We start from the raw sequence: 17932 nt of genomic DNA on the forward strand, positions 1-17932 counted from the left end.
GTACGCATGACCACCCAAGCCGACAAGCCGGCCAAGGCCGAACGTAGCTTCCCCAAGCCGCAGTTCACCGACGCCGAGGCGGGAGCACTCGTCTTCCCGAGCTCCACCAGCCGCGCCTTCTCCTACTACAAGCCGCAGAAGATGCGGGCCACCATGTACGAGGACGTCACCTTCGACGTCCAGCCCGACCCCGAACGCCACCTGTTGCAGGGATGGATCTACGGCTTCGCCGACGGCTCCTCGGGCTACCCGCAGGAGTGGACCGCTCTCAAGTCCGCCGACTGGCACCGCTTCCTCGACCCCAACGAGGAGTGGGAGCAGACGATCTACCGCAACAACGCCAACGTCGTACGGCAGGTCCAGCAGAACCTCGCCAACGCCCGCAAGGCGGAGGCCTGTCAGCAGTGGTCCCGCTCCTGGACCACGTTCGTGGAGCGGCACGTCGGCGCGTGGATGCACGCCGAACAGGGCCTGGGCATGCATGTGTTCGTCGCCGTCCAGCGCTCCGCGCCCACCAACATGATCAACAACGCGCTCGCGGTGAACAGCGTCCACAAACTCCGTTTCGCGCAGGACCTCGCGCTGTACAACCTCGACATCGAGGAGCAGCTCGACGGCTTCGACGGCTCGGCGCACAAGGAGGTGTGGCAGTCCGACCCGGTCTGGCAGGGCGTGCGCGAGAACGTGGAGCGGCTCACCGCCGTCCAGGACTGGGCCGAGGCCCTGCTGGCCACGAACCTAGTCTTCGAGCCCCTGGTCGGGGAACTGTTCCGCAGCCACCTCGTCCTCCAGATCGCCGCCCGCAACGGCGACTACACCACGCCCGCCGTGATGGGCGCCGGCGAGAACGACTGCGACCGCGACCTGCGCTACACCCGCGCCCTGTTCACCCTCCTGCTCGGCGACGCCACCCACGGCGCCGGCAACAGGGCCGTCGTCCAGGAATGGCTGGAGCGCTGGGTGCCGGTGAGCCTCGACGCCGCCCGCCGGTTGCAGCCGCTGTGGTCGCAGCCCGCCGAGAAGACCGTCCGCTTCGAGGACAGCCTCGACCGCGCCAAGGAGCGCTTCGCCCGCATCGTCGAGGACCTCGGCCTTGAGCTGCCCGCCGACCGCACGAGCGAGAGGACCGCCAAGTGACCACCGTCCCGCAGTCGTTCAGCGCCGACCGCACCTCGTCGAACAAGTGTGGCGTGACGCTGATGAACAACCAGAACGGCCACGTCGTCGCCGATGTGATGCGCACCAAGGAGCACGTCGTCGTCACCGACTTCCCCTCGATGATCCGCGTCGACGGCGAGCGGGTCCTCACCTTCGACTTCGACGAGATCTCCAGGGCCCTCGGCTTCGACTTCGACCAGTCCGACTTCGAGGAGATCATGTCCACCCACTACGGGCGCATGGTCCACCTCGACGACCGCACGGTGCTCTTCGCCAACCCCGAGGACGCCGCCGAACACATCGACTTCGACCTCACTCCGGTCGACTGACGCCCGGAAGGAGCGCCCATGTACCGCAAGGACGGCATCGACTACTTCATCGTCGACGGACACATCCACTTCTGGGACGCGAGCGAGGCCAACACCGCCAACAAGTACGGTGAGGGCTTCATCCGCTGCTTCTACGACTACCAGCGCAACCTCAGCCCCCAGGAGTGGGTGTGGCCGCTGGAGAAGTTCCGCAAGTACAGCGAACAGGACCTGGTCCACGACCTGTTCGAGACCGGGTACGTCGACTGGGGCATCTTCCAGCCCACGTACCTCACCGAGTTCTACCGCAACGGCTTCAACACCACGGAGCGCAACGGGCAGTTGGCCCGCAAGCACCCCGACCGGCTCATCGTCAACGGAGCCTTCGACCCCCGCGAGGGCGAGACCGGCCTGGAACGCTTGCGCGCGCTGCACGCCGAGTGGAACCTGCGCGGCGTCAAGCTCTACACCGCCGAATGGCGCGGCTCCTCCAAGGGCTGGAAGCTGAGCGACCCCGAGGCGCAGGACTACCTGGCGCTCTGCCAGGAACTCGGCATCCGCAACATCCACGTCCACAAGGGCCCCACCATCTGGCCGCTGAACCGGGACGCCTTCGACGTCGCCGACGTCGACCACGCGGCCAGCGCCTTCCCCGCCCTGAACTTCGTCGTCGAGCACGCCGGGCTGCCCCGCCTCGAGGACTTCTGCTGGATCGCCACCCAGGAACCCAACGTGTACGCGGGCCTGTCCGTGGTCATGCCCTTCATCCACACCCGCCCCCGCTACTTCGCCAAGATCATCGGCGAGTTGCTGTACTGGCTGGACGAGGACCGGATCGTGTTCGGCAGCGACTACGCGATCTGGAGCCCGAAGTGGCTGATCGAGAAGTTCGTCGACTTCCAGATCCCCGAGGACCTCCAGTCCGAGTACGGCACCCTCACCACCGACGCCAAGCGCAAGATCCTCGGCCTCAACCACGCGCGCCTGTACGACCTGAAGGTCCCCGGGAGCGCCCAACTGCCCGCCTCCGCAGCGGTGGTGGAATGACCGCCGTCACCGAGGCGGTCGACCGGGCCACCGCCGTCAACGCGGCCCTGACGGCGGTGCTCGACCCCGAACTCGACCGCCCCATCACCGAGTTGGGCTTCGTGCGCTCCGTCAGCGTCGGCACCGACGATTCGGTCGAGGTCCGACTCCGGCTGCCCACCTACTTCTGCGCCCCTAACTTCGCCTGGCTGATGGTGGAGGACGCCCGCCGTGAACTGGCCCGCCTGCCGTGGGCGGGGGAATGCACGGTCGTCCTGGAGGACCACTTCGCCTCCGAGGAGATCAACCGGGGCGTGGACTGCGGGAGTTCGTTCGCCGACGCGTTCCCGGGGCTCGCCGACCCCGACCGCATGCAGGAGCTGCGCGCCGTCTTCCTGCGCAAAGGACACCTCGCGGCCCAGTCCCGCCTCGGCAGAAGGCTGCTGGAACGCGGCTGGACCCACCGCCAGCTGGCCGAGGCCGCCCTGGGCGACCTGCCCGAACGCCTGACGGTGACGCTACGGCGCCGGCGCGCCCTGCTCGGCCTCCCCGCGGACGCGTCGGCGCCCCTGTTCACCGACGACCAGGGACGCGCCGTATCCGCCCTCGGCCTGGAGCGGCACCTGCTCAAGGGCCGTACGGCCGGCGTCGGCATCGACAGCAACACCGAGTACTGCGAAGGCCTGCTGGCCACCCGCTACGGGACAGCGGCGGGGCACGGAAAGGAGGAGGCGTCGTGAAAGCCGTACGACTGCACCAGTACGACCACCAGCCCCAACTGGACGAGATCCCCGACCCGGTGATCTCCACACCGCTGGACGTGATCGTGCGGATCGGCGGGGCCGGCGTGTGCCGCACCGACCTGCACATCATCGAGGGCCAGTGGGAGGCCAAGAGCGGGGTAGGACTGCCGTACGTCCAGGGGCACGAGAACGCGGGCTGGGTCACGGAGGTCGGATCCGCCGTCACGGGGTTCGCGCCCGGCGACCCGGTGATCCTGCACCCGCTCGCCACCTGCGGACTGTGTGCCGCCTGCCGGCGCGGCGACGACGTGCACTGCGCGGCGAGCACGTTTCCCGGGATCGACGCGGACGGCGGGTTCGCCGAGTACCTGCGCACCAACGCCCGCGCGGTCGTCCCGCTCGACCCGGGCCTCGCCCCGGCCGACGTGGCCGCGCTCGCGGATGCCGGCCTGACTGCGTACCACGCCGCGAAGAAGGCGGCCCGCAGGCTCGCTCCGGGTGACAGGGCCGTGGTGATCGGCGCGGGCGGGCTCGGGCACATCGGCATCCAGGTGCTGCGGGCCCTGACGCCGGCCGAGCTGATCGTCGTGGACCGGTCGGGGGAGGCGCTGAAGCTCGCCGAGACACTCGGCGCGCACCACACCGTCGTCGCCGACGGGAGCCAGGTCGACCAGGTCGCGGCGCTCACCGGGGGACAGGGCGCCGAAGCCGTGCTCGACTTCGTCGGCGAGGGAGGCGCGCTGGAGGACGGCGTGCGGATGCTGCGGCGGGCCGGCGACTACTACGTCATCGGCTACGGCGGCCTCCTCTCCGTGCCGACCATCGACATCATCTCCACCGAGATCAACTTCATCGGGAACCTGGTCGGCTCCTACACCGACCTGGTGGAGCTGATGGACCTGGCCGCCCGCGACCTGGTCACCCTGCACACGGTCACCTATCCGCTGGACGACTTCGGACGGGCCCTGGACGACCTGAACCAGGGCCGGGTCCGCGGGCGCGCGGTGCTCGTGCCCTGAACCGCTCGCAGAACCGCGCCCTCCCCGCGCAGGTGGCGGCGGCTGTTCCGTGGACCCCCGAGCGTGGGGGTCGGCGCACCGCGGAAACCGCACACACGGCCGCCGCCACCGTTTCTCCCCCCGAACAGTCCTGCTGGAGCCGTACTCGAAGGGACGACACCGCCATGGCGAAGGACCTGCGCTTCAACTCCGAAGCGCGCGCACTGCTGGAGAGCGGGGTGAACGCACTGGCCGACGCCGTGCGCGTCACTCTCGGACCCAAGGGCCGCAACGCGGTCCTGGAGAAGCTGACCGGGCCGCCCACCATCACCAACGACGGCGTCACCATCGCCCGGGAGATACAGCTCAAGGACCCTTTCGCCAACATGGGCGCCCAGCTCGTGAAGGAGGTCGCCACGCGCACGAACGGCGACGTCGGCGACGGCACCACCACCGCCACCGTGCTCGCCCAGGCGATCGTCCGAGAGGGCCTGCGCGCGGTCAACGACGGCGCCAACCCCGTGTTGTTGAAGAACGGCATCGAGGCCGCGGTGGCGGCGGCCGTCACGTCGCTGACCGCTCAGTCGCGTCCGGTCCGCACCGACAGCGAACTCGTCCGGGTGGCCGCCCTGTCCGCCAACAACGACCCCGCCATCGGCGAGGCCATCGCCCAGGCCGTGGCCCGGGTCGGCCGCACCGGCGTCGTCACCGTCGAGGAGTCCACGGCCTTCGGCATCACCGTCGAGTACGCCGAAGGGCTGGAACTCGACAACGGCTGGCTCTCGCCGTACATGGTCACCGACCAGGGACGCATGGAAGCCGTCCTGGAGAACCCGTATCTCCTGTACTGCGACACCAAGATCACCAAGGTGCAGGAGCTGATGCCGGTCCTGGAGCAGGTGATGCGCACCGGCTCCCCGCTCGTCGTCATCGCCGAAAACGTCGACGGGCCCGCGCTCGGCATGCTCGTCACCAACGCGGCACACGGCACCTTCAGTTCGCTCGCGGTACGCGCCCCCGGGTTCGGCTTCCGGCGCATCGCCGAACTGGAGGACATGGCCGCGCTCACCGGCGGCCGGGTCATCACCGGCACCGCCGGCCGCACCCTGGAGGGCGTCACCCTCGACGACCTGGGACGTGCCGAGAAGGTCATCGCGACCGAGCGCTCCACCGCGGTCCTCGGCGGGGCCGGCGGCGAGGACCGGGTGGCCGAGCGCATCGAGAACCTCAAGACCGAACTGGAGCGGGCGACCAACGAGCACGACCGGGACAAGCTCGGCGAACGCATCGCGAAGCTCTCCGGAGGCGTCGCCGTCATACGGGTCGGCGCGGCGAGCGGTGTCGAACTCAAGGAGAAGCAGATGCGGTTGGAGGACTCGCTCGCGGCGACCCGGGCCGCGGCGGAAGAGGGGGTCGTGGCCGGAGGCGGAGCAGCACTGCTGCACGCGCGCGGTGACATCGCCGCCCTCCAACTCCCGCCAGGCGAGGTCGCGTTGGGAGCCGCCATCGTGGCCAAGGCGCTCGCCGAACCGCTGCGCTGGATCGCCATCAACGCCGGGCTCGACCCGGACGAGGCGGAGGCCCGGGTCACCGAACTGCCCGTCGGCAGTGGGCTGGACGCCCTGCGCGGCGACTACCCCGACCTGCACGAGCGCGGTGTCATCGACCCGGTCAAGGTCACCCGCAGCGCGCTGCTGAGCGCGGCGTCCATCGCCGCATTGCTGCTGACGACCGAGACGCTGATCGTCGAGGAGATCGTCGGGAATCCCGGGGCCATCCATTCCCCGGAGATCGGAGATCTGGCGGAGGGGTTGGCGAGGCCTTCCAACATTCCGTAGGAGCCGGTTTCCGCGCGGGACCGGCCGTGATGGTCGTGCGGTCCGTCCCGCAGTTCCCCGCGCGCCGCCCGACGAGGCGCTCATCGTTCCCGGTGACCGAAGGAGAACACGGCGTCATGGCGACCGAATCCACCCCTGCGCGGCCCGCGCGGCTCGATCCTCCCCTCGCAGTGCCTCCTGGTGGGCGCACCCCTGCCGAGCGGCGCCCCCGGCTGCGCTCCGGCCTCTCCTACTCCCTCCTCGGCCCGGCGTTCGTCGCCGCCATCGCCTATGTCGACCCCGGCAACTTCGCCACCAACGTCCAGGCGGGCGCCACCTACGGGCCGCTGCTGCTGTGGGTGCTGCTGACCGCGAACGTGGTGGCGATGCTGTTGCAGTACCTCTCGGCCAAGCTCGGGGTCGCCACCGGCAGGAGTCTGCCGGAGCTGTGCCGGGCCCGCTACCGCAGACCGGTGGTGTGGGGGCTGTGGGCGCAGGCGGAGGCGGTCGTCGTGATGACCGACCTCGCGGAGATCGTCGGCGGGGCCATCGCGCTGCACCTGCTGTTCGGGCTGCCGTTGTGGCTCGGCGGGGTGGTCGTCGGCGCGGTCTCGCTGCTGCTGATGCCGATGCGAGGGCGCGGCCGACGCCGGTTCGAAGTGCTGATGGGGGTGGGGCTGACCTGCCTGCTGGGACTGTTCCTCGGGCAGGTCCTCGGCGCGGGCGCCCCGTTGGCGACCGCCGCGGACGGACTGGTGCCGGGGCTGTCCGGCACCGGGAGCCTGGTGCTGGCCGGCGGGATCGTCGGCGCCACGGTCATGCCGCACGTGATCTATCTGCACTCGGCGCTCACCAGTGACCGCTACAGCCTGTCCCTCGACCCCGGGCCGGCCGACCCCGGGAAGGGGCCCGCGCACGACCCCGACCGGCCGCTGCGGCACCGGCTGCTGCGGCACATCCGCGCCGACGTGCTGATCGCGATGGTGCTCGCGGGCGCCGTGAACGTGGCTCTGCTGGTGTCGGCGGCAACCCTGTTCCACCCCGGTGCTCCTGAGGCCGCCGACTCGCTCGGCGCGGCACACGACGCGTACGGCAGGCTCGTCGGTCCCGCCGCCGCCCTCGGCTTCGCGCTGGCCCTGCTGGTGTCGGGCCTGGCGGGAACCAGTGTCGGGATGTACGCGGGCGAGGTGGTGATGGGCGGTTTCCTCGGACGTCGGATTCCGGTGCTGCTGCGCAGGCTGCTCACCATGACGCCCGCGATCGTGGTCCTCGCGGCCGGGGCCGGTCCGACGCAGAGCCTGGTCCTCAGCCAGATCATCCTCTCCTTCGGCATCCCCTTCGCCCTCGTCCCCCTCGTCCTGCTCACCCGCGACCCAGCCGTCATGGGCCGCTGGGTCAACCGGCGCGCGACCACGTCCTGCGCCTGGGCGGTCAGCATCGTCGTCGTCGCGCTCAATGTGGCTCTGCTGGCGAGCGTGTTCGCGGGCTGAGCGGTCAAGGAACAGGCAGTGTCCGAAACGGAGTTGGGAGCACCGAATGATCTTCATCGCGGTACGCTTCACCATCCGCCCGGAGTACGGGGACGAGTGGCTCGACCGAGTCGCCGACTTCACGGCCGCCACCCGGGCCGAACCCGGCAACCTCTTCTTCGAGTGGTCCGTCGACACCACGGACCCGCACCGCTTCGTCCTCCTGGAGGCCTTCGCGTCCCCCGAGGCGGGCGCCGACCACGTGGGCTCCGGCCACTTCAAGGCGGCGATGGCCTGGATGCCGGACGTGGTGGCCCGGACGCCCGACATCATCAACGTCGAGGCGAAGGGGCAGGGGTGGTCGCGGATGGCGGAGGTGACACCGAGAGGGTGACGGGCGGAATCGGAGCGGAACGGGCGGCCCTGCAATTCTTTCCCGTGGGACCCGGGGCAGCTCGTTCGCAGCGGGGCGCAGCTCATGAGGTGAAGCGGTCCACGGCCGCCCTGGCGGGCGGTTTCGTGATCGCCTCCGCGATCACCCGGGCCTCGTCCCCGCCGGTCTGCGCCCGTGAGGTCTGCCAGGAGGAACGCAGGAGGCGCTTGGCCTGGCCGAGTGCGAACGCGGGCCCTGCGGCGAGCTGTTCGCCGAGCTTGAGCGCTCGCTCGCCGCACAGGTCGTCGTCCACGACCTCGGCCACCAGGCCCCAGGCGCGGGCCTCGTCCGCGGTGAGCCGGCGATCCGTCAGGGCCAGTTCCAGAGCCCGTTGTTGGCCGACGGCGCGGGGCAGGAGGTAGGAGACACCGCAGTCCGGTGTCAGGCCCACCGAGGCGTAGGCCAGCAGGAACTTGGTCGAGGCCGCCGCCACGATCAGGTCGCAGCTCAGCATCAGGGCGATCCCGGCGCCCGCCACGGCTCCCTGGACGGCGGCGACGACCGGTTTGTCCAGGCGGGCGAGGCTGCGCAGCGCGCCGTCGAGGGTGCCGGCCAGCTCTTCGAGATACGCCTCCCGGTCCGGGGCCGCGGCCATCGCCGCCACGTCTCCACCCGCGCAGAACCGCTTGCCCTCGCCGCTGACGAGTACCGCCCGGGCGTCCGGATCGGCCGCCGCCCGGCCGAAGGCCGTGCCGAGGGCCCGCGCCGTCGGCAGGTCCACGGCGTTCGCCACCGCCGGCCTGGCCAGCACGATCCGGGCGACACCCGCCAGGCACGTGTAGTGGACGAGATCGTCTGTCATCTGATGCTCCCTCAGGGAGGGGGCGGTTCGGCGGACGGCCCGTCCGCCGAACCCGCCCTCAGCCCGCGGTGACGGTGGCGCGGACGTTGGGTACGACCTCCTTGGCGATCCGGTGCATGGATTCGATCCAGGGCTTGGGGTCCTCGATGTAGTCATGGGTGTTCATGACGATCTCGCCGAACCCGCCGGTGTCCTCGTGCATCTTCTCGATCTTGGCGATCACGGTCTCCGGGGAGCCGCAGATCCAGACGTGCTCGGCGATGAAGTCCATGTCGATGTCGGACGGGTCGAGGCCCGTGCCCGAGTCGTCGACGTAGCCGTTGAGGATGTTGAACGTCTTGTAGACGGGCACGAGGTACTTCTGCCAGCAGTGGCCCAGACCGCCGTTGAGCGCGATCTTCTTGGCCTCGGCGTCCGTGTCGGCCACGACGATGTCCCGGCAGATGCGGAATCGCCGGCGATCGCTCGGCAGCCCGCGGGACGCGGCGCCCGCCGCGTAGGTGTCCCAGTGCGAGCGCGCCACGTCGAGACCGCCGAAGAACGAGATGGGCGAGAAGCCCCGTTCACCGGCGTAGCGCATCGAGGAGGAGCTGTGCGAGAGGGCGGTCATCGCGATTTCGAGGTTCTCCGGCCCGTTCCACGGCGAGAAGTCGGGCATCACGTGGAACTCGGCGCCGTCCGCCGACGCCGGCTCCTCCTCGGGGAACCCGCCGTTGAAGAAGGTGCCCTCGTAGTGGAAGGGCTCCCGCTCCCAGATCCTGCGCATGATCTCCAGGGCCTCGTCGCGCCGGGGGCGGGCCTCGGACAGGTCGGCGGGCTGGCCGCGGAGGATCGCGTCCCGGGGGTAGGCGCCGGGTCCGACGCCGAGGAAGTAGCGGCCCTCCAGTACCTGCGACAGCCAGCCGACCTGAATGGCCAGCGACCCGGGCTGGTGCAGGCCGAGGAGATGGGCCATGGGCGCGAACCGCATGCGCTCGGTCTCCCGGGCGCAGGCGCCGATGACGATCTCGGGGTTGGGGACGCTCTCCCACCCCTGGGTGGCGTGCTCGCCGATCATGAAGTCGGCGAAGCCCGCCTGATCGGCCTCGCGGGCGATCAGCACGGAGTAGTCGAACACTTCGCGGGGTGTGCGCTCGGGGCGCATGTAGGGAACGTGGAAGATGCCGCTCTTCACAGTCTTGTTCTCCTTTGAACTCGGACGTGAGAAAACGAGGTGTTGTACGAACGCGGACAGGCTTCCGCCGCAGGCCGTCCGCGCGGGTTCACCGCACCGAGACGAGTCCTCCGTCGACGGGAATCAACTGTCCGGTGATGAACCGGGAGGCATCGCCGACGAGGAACACCACCACCGGTGCGACGTCCTCGGCGGGATCACCGAACTTGCCGCCCAGTGGAATCTGCTCTCTGGTGTCACGGTCGTGCGCTGCGAGCGCCTCGGGCGAGAGCTCCTCACGCCACTTCTCGTACATCGGGGTGACGACGTAGGGCAGCACCGCGTTGACCCGTACGTTGTCCGGTCCCCACTGCCGGGCGACGCTGCGGGTCCAGGTGTGAACGGCACCTTTGGTTGCGCCGTAGACCGCGTTGTCCGGTTCGGCGGTCAGGCCGGACTCGGAACCGAAGTTGACGATCACGCCTCCGCCCCCGTTCCGCATGACACCGTAGGCCGCGGAATTCGTGTAGACGGTGCCGAAGGTGTTGACCGTGAACAACTTCTCCAGCACGTCTTGAGGTACGTCGTCCGGCGCGGCGTGCCCAGCGATTCCGGCGACGTTGACCAGCACGTCGAGACCGTCCATCGCGGACGCGGCATGGGCGAACACGCGATGGACGTCATCGCGTACGCCCACGTCACATGGGTGGAAGGTGACCGTGCCGGGTCCTGCGGCCGTAGCTTCCGTGGCTACCGCACGGCCGCGCTCCTCATTGAGGTCGACGGAGGTGACGGTTGCACCCTCTGCCGCGAACGCGCGGACGATGGATTCTCCGATGCCCTGGGCGCCGCCGGTCACGATGCAGCGTTTTCCGGTGAGTGACTCTGTCACGGATACCTTCCTCGTCAGTGAGGGACTCAGCCGGCGGTGGACGAGGAGAACGGCAGCCGGATCTTCGGCGCGACTTCCTGAGCGATGAGCCGCAGGGACTGGAACCAGGGGGACGGGTCGTCCAGATAGTCGTGGGACTCGACCTGCAGGGTGCCCCACCCACCGGTGAACTCGTAGAGCGTGTTCAGCTTTTCGAGCACGGTCTGTGGAGAGCCGACGATCCAGACGTTGTCGCAGATCCACTCGAGATCGACGTCGGACTCATCCGCACCGGTGTCCTTGAGGTAGCCCTCAAGCATCCCGAAGCGTTTCCAGATCGGCCACAGATAGCGCTCGAAGCAGTAACCGATGCCCCCCTCCAGGGCCAGTTTCTTGGCCTCCTTGTCCGTCTCGGCCACGAACACGGTCTGGGACACGTGGTACTTCGACCGGTCAGGGGTGTGCCCGTTCTCCAGCGCCGCCTTCTCGTAGGTGTCCCAGTGCGTCTTGAGGATCGAGGAGCCGGAGTAGATCGACACCGGCATGAAGCCGTGCTCACCGGCGAACCGGATCGACGGCGAGTTGACGCTCAGACCGGTCACGGCGATGTCGAGCTTGCCGCCCCACGGGCTGAAATCGGCAAGCTTGTGGTCGTCGTTGCCCTGCCCGTCGTCGACCTCCTCCGGGTAGCCCGCGTTCCAGAACTCCCCCTCGTAGAAGAACGGTTCGCGTTTCCAGATCCGCTCCATGATGTGGAGCGACTCGCGCACCCGGGCCGGATTCGCCGACAGGTCCCTGATGCCGTGCAGGTACGAGGCCTGGGGGTAGGCGCCGGCCCCGACGCCGAGGAAGTAGCGGCCCTCCAGGATCTGCGAGAGCCAGCCGACCTGGATGGCCAGGTCCGCGGGGTGGTGGTGGGGGAGCAGGTGTGCCATCGGGGCGAACTTGATCCGCTCGGTCTGGGTAGCAGCAGCCGCGATGACCAACTCGGGGGTGGGGATGCACTCCCACTTCTGGGTCGCGTGCTCGGCCACCATGAACTCGGTGAACCCGGCTTTGTCTGCCTGACGCGCGTTCTCCAGCGCCCATTCGAAGGTCTGGCGACTGGTTCGCCCGGGGCGCATGTACGGAATGTGGATGAGTCCGGAATCCATGGTGTCGGCGCTCTCCTGACTGGGGTGGTTTCCGCCGTTCGGTACTCACGACGCGAAGAAGATGTCCTTCGCGTGCTGGGTGTCGAGGTACTCGTGGACGACGGCGATGCGGCCGTCCGGAGCCACCTGGAACAGGAAGTGGCAGCGCGGTTCGTACACGCGGCCGTCCTTGAGAGGGGCGTGGGACTGGGCCTCGACGGTGACCTTGTCGCCCTCGGCGACCATCGAGAGGGGGGCTATGCGCAGCGGCGCGGTGTAGACGTCGGCCACTCCCGCTATCAACGCGCCGAATGCCGGCTTGTCGTACGACCCGGACATGCCGTCGAGGCGGCCCGACACCCACCAGGTCACATCGTCGGTCAGGGCGTCGAGGATCTTCCCGATGTTCCCGGACGAGAAGATCTCAAGGAATTGCGTGACAGCTGCCTTGTTCGCTTCTGTGCTCGACATCGGCGTACTCCTTCTCGGGGTGGCGACCCATGAGCGATCACGTGAGCGTGCCCGACGCGTCCTTGACGGCGAACCGGGGTGCGACCTTCTCGGCGAAGCGGGCGAGTTCGTCGTTGTTCCGCCCGGGGTCGAGGTGTCCCTGGCCGAACATCAGGAAGCACTCGTTGAACCCGAGCCGCTCGTGGGCCTGTTCGATCTGGCGTGAGATGTCGTCGGCGCTGCCGATGAGCACGTTCGGGAACTGCTGGCCGTGCGGGATGAACCACTTGTCCCAGAACCAGCGGTGCTCGGCCCGCAGTCGCTCGGCCTCGTCCTTGTCGTCGGTGAGGATCAGGAACCCGCCCCAGGCGCCGATGTCCTCGCGCGGTACATCCCGCCCCGCCTTCTTCGCGGACTCGGCGTAGCGCTTCCACAGGGCTTCGCAGAAGTCGAGGTCGGTGGCGAAGACGATCTGCTTGCCGCCCTCGCGAGCCCACATGTCGACGGTGCGCATGCTGTAGGCGAAGGCGCCGTACACCTTCGGATACGGATTCTGGAACGGTCGCGGCGCGATGCCGATCTGGCGGACGATTCCGTTCTCGTCCATGCCCTTGCCGAACTCGGCGTAGCCGGGGTGTCCGGCCGAGCCGCCCTCCGGCGGGAACTCCCAGTACTTGCCCTTGTGGCTGAACACCGGGTTCTGCCATGCCTTCTTCACGATCTGGACCGACTCCTCGAAGATCTCGCGGTTGATCGCGTCCTGCCCGTCCTTGGCCTTGGCGTGGGCGACGTTGGTGGCGCCGACTCCGCGGACCGCCGCGTAGGAGTCGACCCAGCGGGCGTGGTACCCGCGGGTGAAGCCGACGATCAGCCGGCCCCGCAGCATGTGGTCGAGGGTGGCGATCTCCTCGGCGACCCGGACCGGGTTGTGGGTGGGCAGGACGTAGCCGAGGATCCCCGCGCTCATCCGCTTGGCGTGCGCGCCGACGAACAGCGCCCACATCCCCGGGTGGTTGGTGATCTCGAAGCCCTCGATCTGGAGGTGGTGTTCGGGCGAGCAGTAGCTGGCGTACCCGAGCTCGTCGGCGAGTTGGACATAGCCCTTCACCTCCTCCAGGTAGCGCTGGTAGAGGTCGGGACGCTGGCCTGCCATGCCCTGTTCGAGTTCGTGGCGTCGGCCGATCACGCCGGTCTGCATGAGATGGAACTTCACCGGGGTCGTCTCCTTGTTCGTGTCTGGGTCCCCTGACGCGGCGCTCGGGCGACCTGGCGTGGCGGGTTCCGGTCGGCTCAGACGGCGGCGAGCTGCCGGAAGCGGCTGGCGTGGAAGACGAGCGGTGCCCGCTCCGGCTCCGCCCGCAGGGCGTGCACGGCCAGCAGGACGATCGCGTGGTCGCCGGCCGCGACCTCGCTGTGAATGGAGCAGTCCAGCCAGGCGACCGCCCCCTGGACGAACACCGCGCCGTCGCCGCTGGCGCTCCAGTCGACGCCGGCGAAGCGGTCGCCGGCCTTCAACGCGAGCTGCCGGCAGGCCCGGTCCTGCTCCTCGGCCAGCACGCTGATCCCGAGGCGGCGCCTGCCGCGCAGCCGGGGCCAGGTCGTCGAGGAGTTCTGTACGCAGACCGACACCAGCCCGGGTTCCATCGACACCGAGGTGAACGAGCTGGCCGCGATGCCGACCGGTTCGTCACCCTCCAGCGCGCAGACCGCGGTCACACCGCTGGGGAAGCATCCGTAGACCTGCCGCAGCCGCCCCGCGTCCGCGGTGACGGGTTCGAGATCAACCATGTGCCCTCTCCTTCGACGTAGCGCTCGTGCTCTTGGCCGCTGCGGTCCGGAAGGGCGGTACGCACCCTCTTCCACCGTGCGGCAACGCATGCGCTCTGGGGGCTGTACCGGGAAGTTATCTACACCGACGTAAACTGTCAACGGTTCCGCAGGGAGGGCGATGGTTGATGATCTATGCAGTTCAGAGCTCTGCAAATCGAAAGTGCGAGAGGCATTGACTGTTTATGTCAGCGTAGATAGCTTCGCCGCCAGAGCCACCTCGTCATCCATGCGGAGGGACGCCGTGACGACCGTAGAGACCCCCATCGACATCCACGTCGCCGAGCTGGTGGAGACCGGGCGGATCCATCGCCTGCTGTTCGACTACGCCCATCACCTCGACATGAACCACCCCGAGGAGATCGCCGCACTGTTCACCGAGGACTGCTACGTGGCGTACGGTCCGGACTTCGGCGCCGAGGGCCGCGCGGCCTACCGGGAGACGCTCGGCGGAATCGGCAGCTTCTTCGCCGCCACCAGCCACCATGTGTCCAACATCGTGGTCGACTTCGGCCCGGACCTGGCCACGGCCCGGGTGCGGTCGGTGCTCTACGCGTGGCACCGGTACGTCAAGGACCGCCCGGACGGACACTTCTTCGGGCAATACCACGACGAACTGGTGCGCACCGACGAGGGGTGGCGCTTCGCCCGGCGCGAGCTGCGCGCGTCCGGCGTCGTGGACTTCCACGTGAAGAAGCAGATCCCGATCGGCCGCGCCGCGTCATGACCGTCGTCCCGGCGGACCAGGACCGGCGGGCCGGAGCGCCGCTGCCGGAGTACCAGGACATACGGATCGAGCACCGGGGACCGATCACCTGGATCGTGCTGAACCGACCGGACAAGGCCAACGCCCTGTCCAACGCGATGCTCGACGAGTTCTCCGACGCCCTGGCGCGCCTCGCGCACACCGGTGGGCCGGTGATCGGGATCCGCGGCGCGGGCAGGGGATTCAGCGCCGGATACGACATCGACCAGGTGGGCAGACCGGTCGCCGCACCCGACCCGGTGGCCGACCGGGACCGCCTGGCCCGCAATGTCGACCGCTGGCTGGCGATCTGGGACCACCCCAAGCCCGTGATCGCCGCCGTGCACGGTTACTGCATCGCGGGGGCCACCCAGATGTGCGTGTTCGCCGACCTCACGTTCGTCGCCGAGGACGCCCGCATCGGGGAGCCGGCGCTCCCGCTGGGCGGCGGCTACATCGCGCCGCTGTGGGCTCCGCTCGTCGGCCCCAAGCGTGCCAAGGAGCTGGCGTTCGTCCCGGCGGGCGCGATCGACGGGGCCACGGCAGTGCGGTGGGGGTGGGCCAACCACTCCGTTCCCGAGGCCGAACTCGTCGACAGGGTCGAGGAGTTGGCCGCCCGGATCGCCCGTATCCCGTCGGACGTCCTGCGGATCAAGAAGCTGTCCGTCAATCGCGCGATGGACGCCATGGGCGTACGGACGGCCGCCGCCGGCGTCCCGGAGATGGACGCCCTCCTGCATCTGTCCCCGTCGGTCGCCGAGATCCGCTCCTGGATCGGCGATGTCGGCCTCAAGGCAGCCATCGCCGACTTCAGGCGACCACCCGAACCCCGCCCGGACCGCGAGGAAGGAGACACGCCGTGAGTCTTGACGTCGAGTTCACCAAGGACGGCCACGTCGCCCGTGTGACGCTCAACCGCCACCAGTCCCTCAACGCCATCACCCCGCAGATGGACGACGCACTGTTCGCCGCCTGGAACGACATCAACGACGACCCCGACATCCGGGTCGCGATCCTGTCCGCGACCGGCGAGAAGGCGTTCTGCGCGGGTGCGGACGTGTCCGGCGCTACCGAGAACGCGGACCGCCGGATGGCGCTCGGCGGTGGCCTCACCGGGGTCGGCGGCCCGCTGCTCACCCTGCGCAAACCGCTCGTCGCGGCGGTCCAGGGGTATGTGATCGGCGGCGGCTGCGAACTCGCGATGTGCGCGGACATCGTCGTCGCGGCGGACACCGCCCAGTTCGGCATCCCCGAGACCAAGGTCGGGATCATCGGCGAGGCCGGCATCATGCACCGCGCCATGCGCCAGCTTCCCCACCACATCGCGCTGGCCATGATCCTCACCGGAGAGCGTGTTCCCGCCGCCAAGGCCGAGTTGTACGGTCTGGTCAACGAGGTCGTCCCGTACGCCGACCTGTCCGCGGCGGCGGAGCGGTGGGCGCAGAAGGTCGCCGCCGGTTCACCGCTGGCGGTCCAGGCCGCGAAGGACGCCGCGCTCTCCCGTCTGGGCTGGCCGCTCGACGTCGCCCTGGCCACTCGCTACGAGCCCATCGAGGCGTACGCGTCCAGCAAGGACCGCCTCGAAGGACGTGCCGCGTTCGCCGAGAAGCGCGCGCCGCAGTGGCAGGGGCGCTGAGCGCCCGCCATACCCCCTGGACGTTGCCCACATGAAGACCCGCCAGCTGCTCGCTGACGCTGAGAAAGGGTGTTTCGATGTCTGACCTGGAAGCGCGCATCCGCCGGCTCGAAGACCGTGCCGAGCTGGAGGACCTCGTCATCCGCTACTTCGTCGCCGCGGACGACGACGACATGGACACACTCGGTGCGGCCTTCGCCGAGGACGCCGAGTTCGTCATCGGCGGTGGGTTCTCGGGTGGTTCGAGCCGTGCGGCGATCGTGGAGTTCATCCGGGACGACCGCAAGAACATGGGTGTCACGGTGCACACACAGAACTTCACGCTGCTCACCTTCGGCGACGACGGCCATGCGAGCGGTGTGATCGGCGCCCATCTGGAGCTGGCCCGTGGTGGCACCACGGTCTACGGCGCCGTGCGCTACCTCGACGACTACGTGCGTACCGCCGAGGGCTGGAAGATCAAGCGGCGCGAGATGGCCACCGTCCATGTCGGCCCGTGGGACGACGTGGCGACGTCGTTGACCAGCGAACTCCGCTCGCGCTGGCCGGGCCAGGACCCCGCGCCGGCCGACCTTCCACGCTAGGGCGCCGCTCCTATGCCAAGGGGCGGTGCAAGCCGTCGAAGAGAATCGCCGAAAACGTTGCGATGGTCTGCTCGGCGGTGAACTTGCGGTCACTCGGGTTGAACCACCGGTGGGTCCAGTTCACCATTCCGAACAATGCTTTCATGACCAGCGGGACCGAAAGGTCGTCCCGGAATTCGCCGTCCCGGATTCCGCCGGTGATGACATCCGAGACGATCCCTTCGAAGCGACGGGTCTTGCGCACCATTTCTTTGGCCCAAGGGGTGTTCTGGAAGGCGACCTTCCCCATGTCTTCCTGAATGTAGACGAACACATAGGGATAGTTCGCCACATATGACTGAATCTGCAATTCGATGAGGAGGCGGAGTTTCTGATGGGCATCGGCGTCCAGCTTGGAGATCCGCGTGGCCTCGGCGAGGTTGTCTTCCAGGACCCGCTTGGCGGTGGCCTGGAAGACTTCCTGGAAGAGCTCCTGCTTGTTGGCGAAATAGTAGTAGATGGCGGCACGGTCCGTGCCGAATCGGGTGGCGATATCGTTGAGAGTCGCCGCCTCGAAACCCTTTTCCTTGAACACGTCGGCAGCGATCTGGAGCAATTCGTTGCGCTTCGCCCAATAGGCTTCACCGCCCTCCACCTGTGCGCTTTGCCTGCGCCGACTGAGACCGCTCCGCGAGGCTTCCGGAGGGCGATTCGCACGAGTTGCCATGCGGCAGAGTCTACCAGTCGAACCCGACGGTATTTCAGGTCGGTGGAGATTCGAGAAGTGCTGAGCACGCCTG

Annotated in this window: 20 protein-coding genes; 12 read left to right on the forward strand and 8 right to left on the reverse strand. The window is 68.7% G+C overall.

From position 1 onward, the window contains the following. Positions 1-6 precede the first annotated feature (6 nt). The 8 genes from ACQHII_RS47355 to ACQHII_RS47390 all read left to right on the forward strand — a co-directional run bounded on the left by ACQHII_RS47355 (position 7) and on the right by ACQHII_RS47390 (position 7913). Complete coding sequence (locus ACQHII_RS47355) at positions 7-1137, forward strand: aromatic/alkene monooxygenase hydroxylase subunit beta (protein WP_427925130.1); 1131 nt, start codon at positions 7-9, stop codon at positions 1135-1137. After that, entirely contained in the window at positions 1134-1487 is a 354-nt protein-coding gene (mimD, locus tag ACQHII_RS47360; RefSeq protein WP_427925131.1) for a propane 2-monooxygenase effector subunit MimD, read from the forward strand. Before ACQHII_RS47355 ends, mimD begins: the two co-directional genes overlap by 4 nt. An 18-nt stretch (positions 1488-1505) precedes the next feature. Continuing rightward, the gene (locus tag ACQHII_RS47365; RefSeq protein ID WP_427925132.1) at positions 1506-2513 is read left to right on the forward strand and encodes an amidohydrolase family protein; all 1008 of its coding nucleotides are present in this window, start codon (positions 1506-1508) and stop codon (positions 2511-2513) included. Continuing rightward, entirely contained in the window at positions 2510-3232 is a 723-nt protein-coding gene (locus ACQHII_RS47370) for an iron-sulfur cluster assembly protein (RefSeq protein ID WP_427925133.1), read from the forward strand. The genes ACQHII_RS47365 and ACQHII_RS47370 overlap by 4 nt, the downstream gene beginning before the upstream one ends. Continuing rightward, positions 3229-4254: an NAD(P)-dependent alcohol dehydrogenase gene (locus tag ACQHII_RS47375; RefSeq protein ID WP_427925134.1), complete on the forward strand. Its 1026-nt coding sequence runs from the start codon at positions 3229-3231 to the stop codon at positions 4252-4254. The genes ACQHII_RS47370 and ACQHII_RS47375 overlap by 4 nt, the downstream gene beginning before the upstream one ends. A gap of 164 nt (positions 4255-4418) precedes the next feature. Then, positions 4419-6071: a chaperonin GroEL gene (groL, locus tag ACQHII_RS47380; RefSeq protein WP_427925135.1), complete on the forward strand. Its 1653-nt coding sequence runs from the start codon at positions 4419-4421 to the stop codon at positions 6069-6071. Positions 6072-6187: 116 nt separating this feature from the next. Then, a complete protein-coding gene (locus ACQHII_RS47385; RefSeq protein WP_427925136.1) occupies positions 6188-7540 on the forward strand; it encodes an Nramp family divalent metal transporter in 1353 nt (450 codons plus the stop codon). A gap of 46 nt (positions 7541-7586) precedes the next feature. After that, positions 7587-7913 (forward strand): putative quinol monooxygenase, encoded by a 327-nt coding sequence (locus ACQHII_RS47390; RefSeq protein ID WP_427925137.1) that lies wholly within the window; start codon positions 7587-7589, stop codon positions 7911-7913. 82 nt (positions 7914-7995) lie between these two features. Here ACQHII_RS47390 and ACQHII_RS47395 read toward each other — a convergent pair whose 3' ends face one another. From ACQHII_RS47395 to ACQHII_RS47425, 7 genes are all read right to left on the reverse strand, one after another. Further along, positions 7996-8754, reverse strand: a complete 759-nt coding sequence (locus tag ACQHII_RS47395) for an enoyl-CoA hydratase/isomerase family protein (RefSeq protein WP_427925138.1) — start codon at positions 8752-8754, stop codon at positions 7996-7998. Between the two features lie 58 nt (positions 8755-8812). Next, the gene (locus ACQHII_RS47400; RefSeq protein ID WP_427925139.1) at positions 8813-9928 is read right to left on the reverse strand and encodes an LLM class flavin-dependent oxidoreductase; all 1116 of its coding nucleotides are present in this window, start codon (positions 9926-9928) and stop codon (positions 8813-8815) included. An 88-nt stretch (positions 9929-10016) separates the two neighbouring features. Next, complete coding sequence (locus ACQHII_RS47405; RefSeq protein WP_427925140.1) at positions 10017-10799, reverse strand: SDR family NAD(P)-dependent oxidoreductase; 783 nt, start codon at positions 10797-10799, stop codon at positions 10017-10019. A gap of 26 nt (positions 10800-10825) precedes the next feature. After that, positions 10826-11932 carry an LLM class flavin-dependent oxidoreductase gene (locus ACQHII_RS47410; protein WP_427925141.1) on the reverse strand — a complete coding sequence of 369 codons (1107 nt, stop codon included), beginning with the start codon at positions 11930-11932 and terminating at the stop codon, positions 10826-10828. 45 nt (positions 11933-11977) lie between these two features. Continuing rightward, entirely contained in the window at positions 11978-12382 is a 405-nt protein-coding gene (locus ACQHII_RS47415; RefSeq protein ID WP_427925142.1) for a nuclear transport factor 2 family protein, read from the reverse strand. Positions 12383-12419: 37 nt separating this feature from the next. Further along, positions 12420-13574 carry an LLM class flavin-dependent oxidoreductase gene (locus tag ACQHII_RS47420; protein WP_427925143.1) on the reverse strand — a complete coding sequence of 385 codons (1155 nt, stop codon included), beginning with the start codon at positions 13572-13574 and terminating at the stop codon, positions 12420-12422. A 77-nt stretch (positions 13575-13651) separates the two neighbouring features. Further along, a complete protein-coding gene (locus tag ACQHII_RS47425; protein ID WP_427925144.1) occupies positions 13652-14149 on the reverse strand; it encodes a flavin reductase family protein in 498 nt (165 codons plus the stop codon). Positions 14150-14432: 283 nt separating this feature from the next. Between ACQHII_RS47425 and ACQHII_RS47430 the strand changes: the two genes are divergently transcribed. From ACQHII_RS47430 to ACQHII_RS47445, 4 genes are all read left to right on the forward strand, one after another. Then, positions 14433-14915, forward strand: a complete 483-nt coding sequence (locus tag ACQHII_RS47430) for a nuclear transport factor 2 family protein (protein WP_427925145.1) — start codon at positions 14433-14435, stop codon at positions 14913-14915. Then, the gene (locus ACQHII_RS47435) at positions 14912-15796 is read left to right on the forward strand and encodes an enoyl-CoA hydratase-related protein (protein WP_427925146.1); all 885 of its coding nucleotides are present in this window, start codon (positions 14912-14914) and stop codon (positions 15794-15796) included. The genes ACQHII_RS47430 and ACQHII_RS47435 overlap by 4 nt, the downstream gene beginning before the upstream one ends. After that, on the forward strand, positions 15793-16569 hold the full coding sequence (locus tag ACQHII_RS47440; protein ID WP_427925147.1) for an enoyl-CoA hydratase-related protein: 777 nt from the start codon (positions 15793-15795) through the stop codon (positions 16567-16569). The genes ACQHII_RS47435 and ACQHII_RS47440 overlap by 4 nt, the downstream gene beginning before the upstream one ends. A 77-nt stretch (positions 16570-16646) precedes the next feature. Beyond that, entirely contained in the window at positions 16647-17153 is a 507-nt protein-coding gene (locus tag ACQHII_RS47445; protein WP_427925148.1) for a nuclear transport factor 2 family protein, read from the forward strand. A 10-nt stretch (positions 17154-17163) separates the two neighbouring features. Here the strand turns inward: ACQHII_RS47445 and ACQHII_RS47450 are convergent, their stop codons facing one another. Continuing rightward, on the reverse strand, positions 17164-17859 hold the full coding sequence (locus tag ACQHII_RS47450; RefSeq protein WP_427925149.1) for a TetR/AcrR family transcriptional regulator: 696 nt from the start codon (positions 17857-17859) through the stop codon (positions 17164-17166). Positions 17860-17932 lie beyond the last annotated feature (73 nt).

This window comes from Streptomyces sp. cg40 (assembly GCF_050320165.1).
GTDB lineage: Bacteria > Actinomycetota > Actinomycetes > Streptomycetales > Streptomycetaceae > Streptomyces > Streptomyces hokutonensis.

Coding starts and splice junctions, on each gene's coding strand:
- ACQHII_RS47410 (WP_427925141.1), bottom strand. CDS start 11,932: ATGGATTCCGGACTCATCCACATTCCGTACATGCGCCCCGGGCGAACC.
- ACQHII_RS47395 (WP_427925138.1), bottom strand. CDS start 8,754: ATGACAGACGATCTCGTCCACTACACGTGCCTGGCGGGTGTCGCCCGG.
- ACQHII_RS47365 (WP_427925132.1), top strand. CDS start 1,506: ATGTACCGCAAGGACGGCATCGACTACTTCATCGTCGACGGACACATC.
- groL (WP_427925135.1), top strand. CDS start 4,419: ATGGCGAAGGACCTGCGCTTCAACTCCGAAGCGCGCGCACTGCTGGAG.
- ACQHII_RS47370 (WP_427925133.1), top strand. CDS start 2,510: ATGACCGCCGTCACCGAGGCGGTCGACCGGGCCACCGCCGTCAACGCG.
- ACQHII_RS47435 (WP_427925146.1), top strand. CDS start 14,912: ATGACCGTCGTCCCGGCGGACCAGGACCGGCGGGCCGGAGCGCCGCTG.
- ACQHII_RS47355 (WP_427925130.1), top strand. CDS start 7: ATGACCACCCAAGCCGACAAGCCGGCCAAGGCCGAACGTAGCTTCCCC.
- ACQHII_RS47385 (WP_427925136.1), top strand. CDS start 6,188: ATGGCGACCGAATCCACCCCTGCGCGGCCCGCGCGGCTCGATCCTCCC.
- ACQHII_RS47415 (WP_427925142.1), bottom strand. CDS start 12,382: ATGTCGAGCACAGAAGCGAACAAGGCAGCTGTCACGCAATTCCTTGAG.
- ACQHII_RS47445 (WP_427925148.1), top strand. CDS start 16,647: ATGTCTGACCTGGAAGCGCGCATCCGCCGGCTCGAAGACCGTGCCGAG.
- ACQHII_RS47425 (WP_427925144.1), bottom strand. CDS start 14,149: ATGGTTGATCTCGAACCCGTCACCGCGGACGCGGGGCGGCTGCGGCAG.
- ACQHII_RS47450 (WP_427925149.1), bottom strand. CDS start 17,859: ATGGCAACTCGTGCGAATCGCCCTCCGGAAGCCTCGCGGAGCGGTCTC.
- ACQHII_RS47390 (WP_427925137.1), top strand. CDS start 7,587: ATGATCTTCATCGCGGTACGCTTCACCATCCGCCCGGAGTACGGGGAC.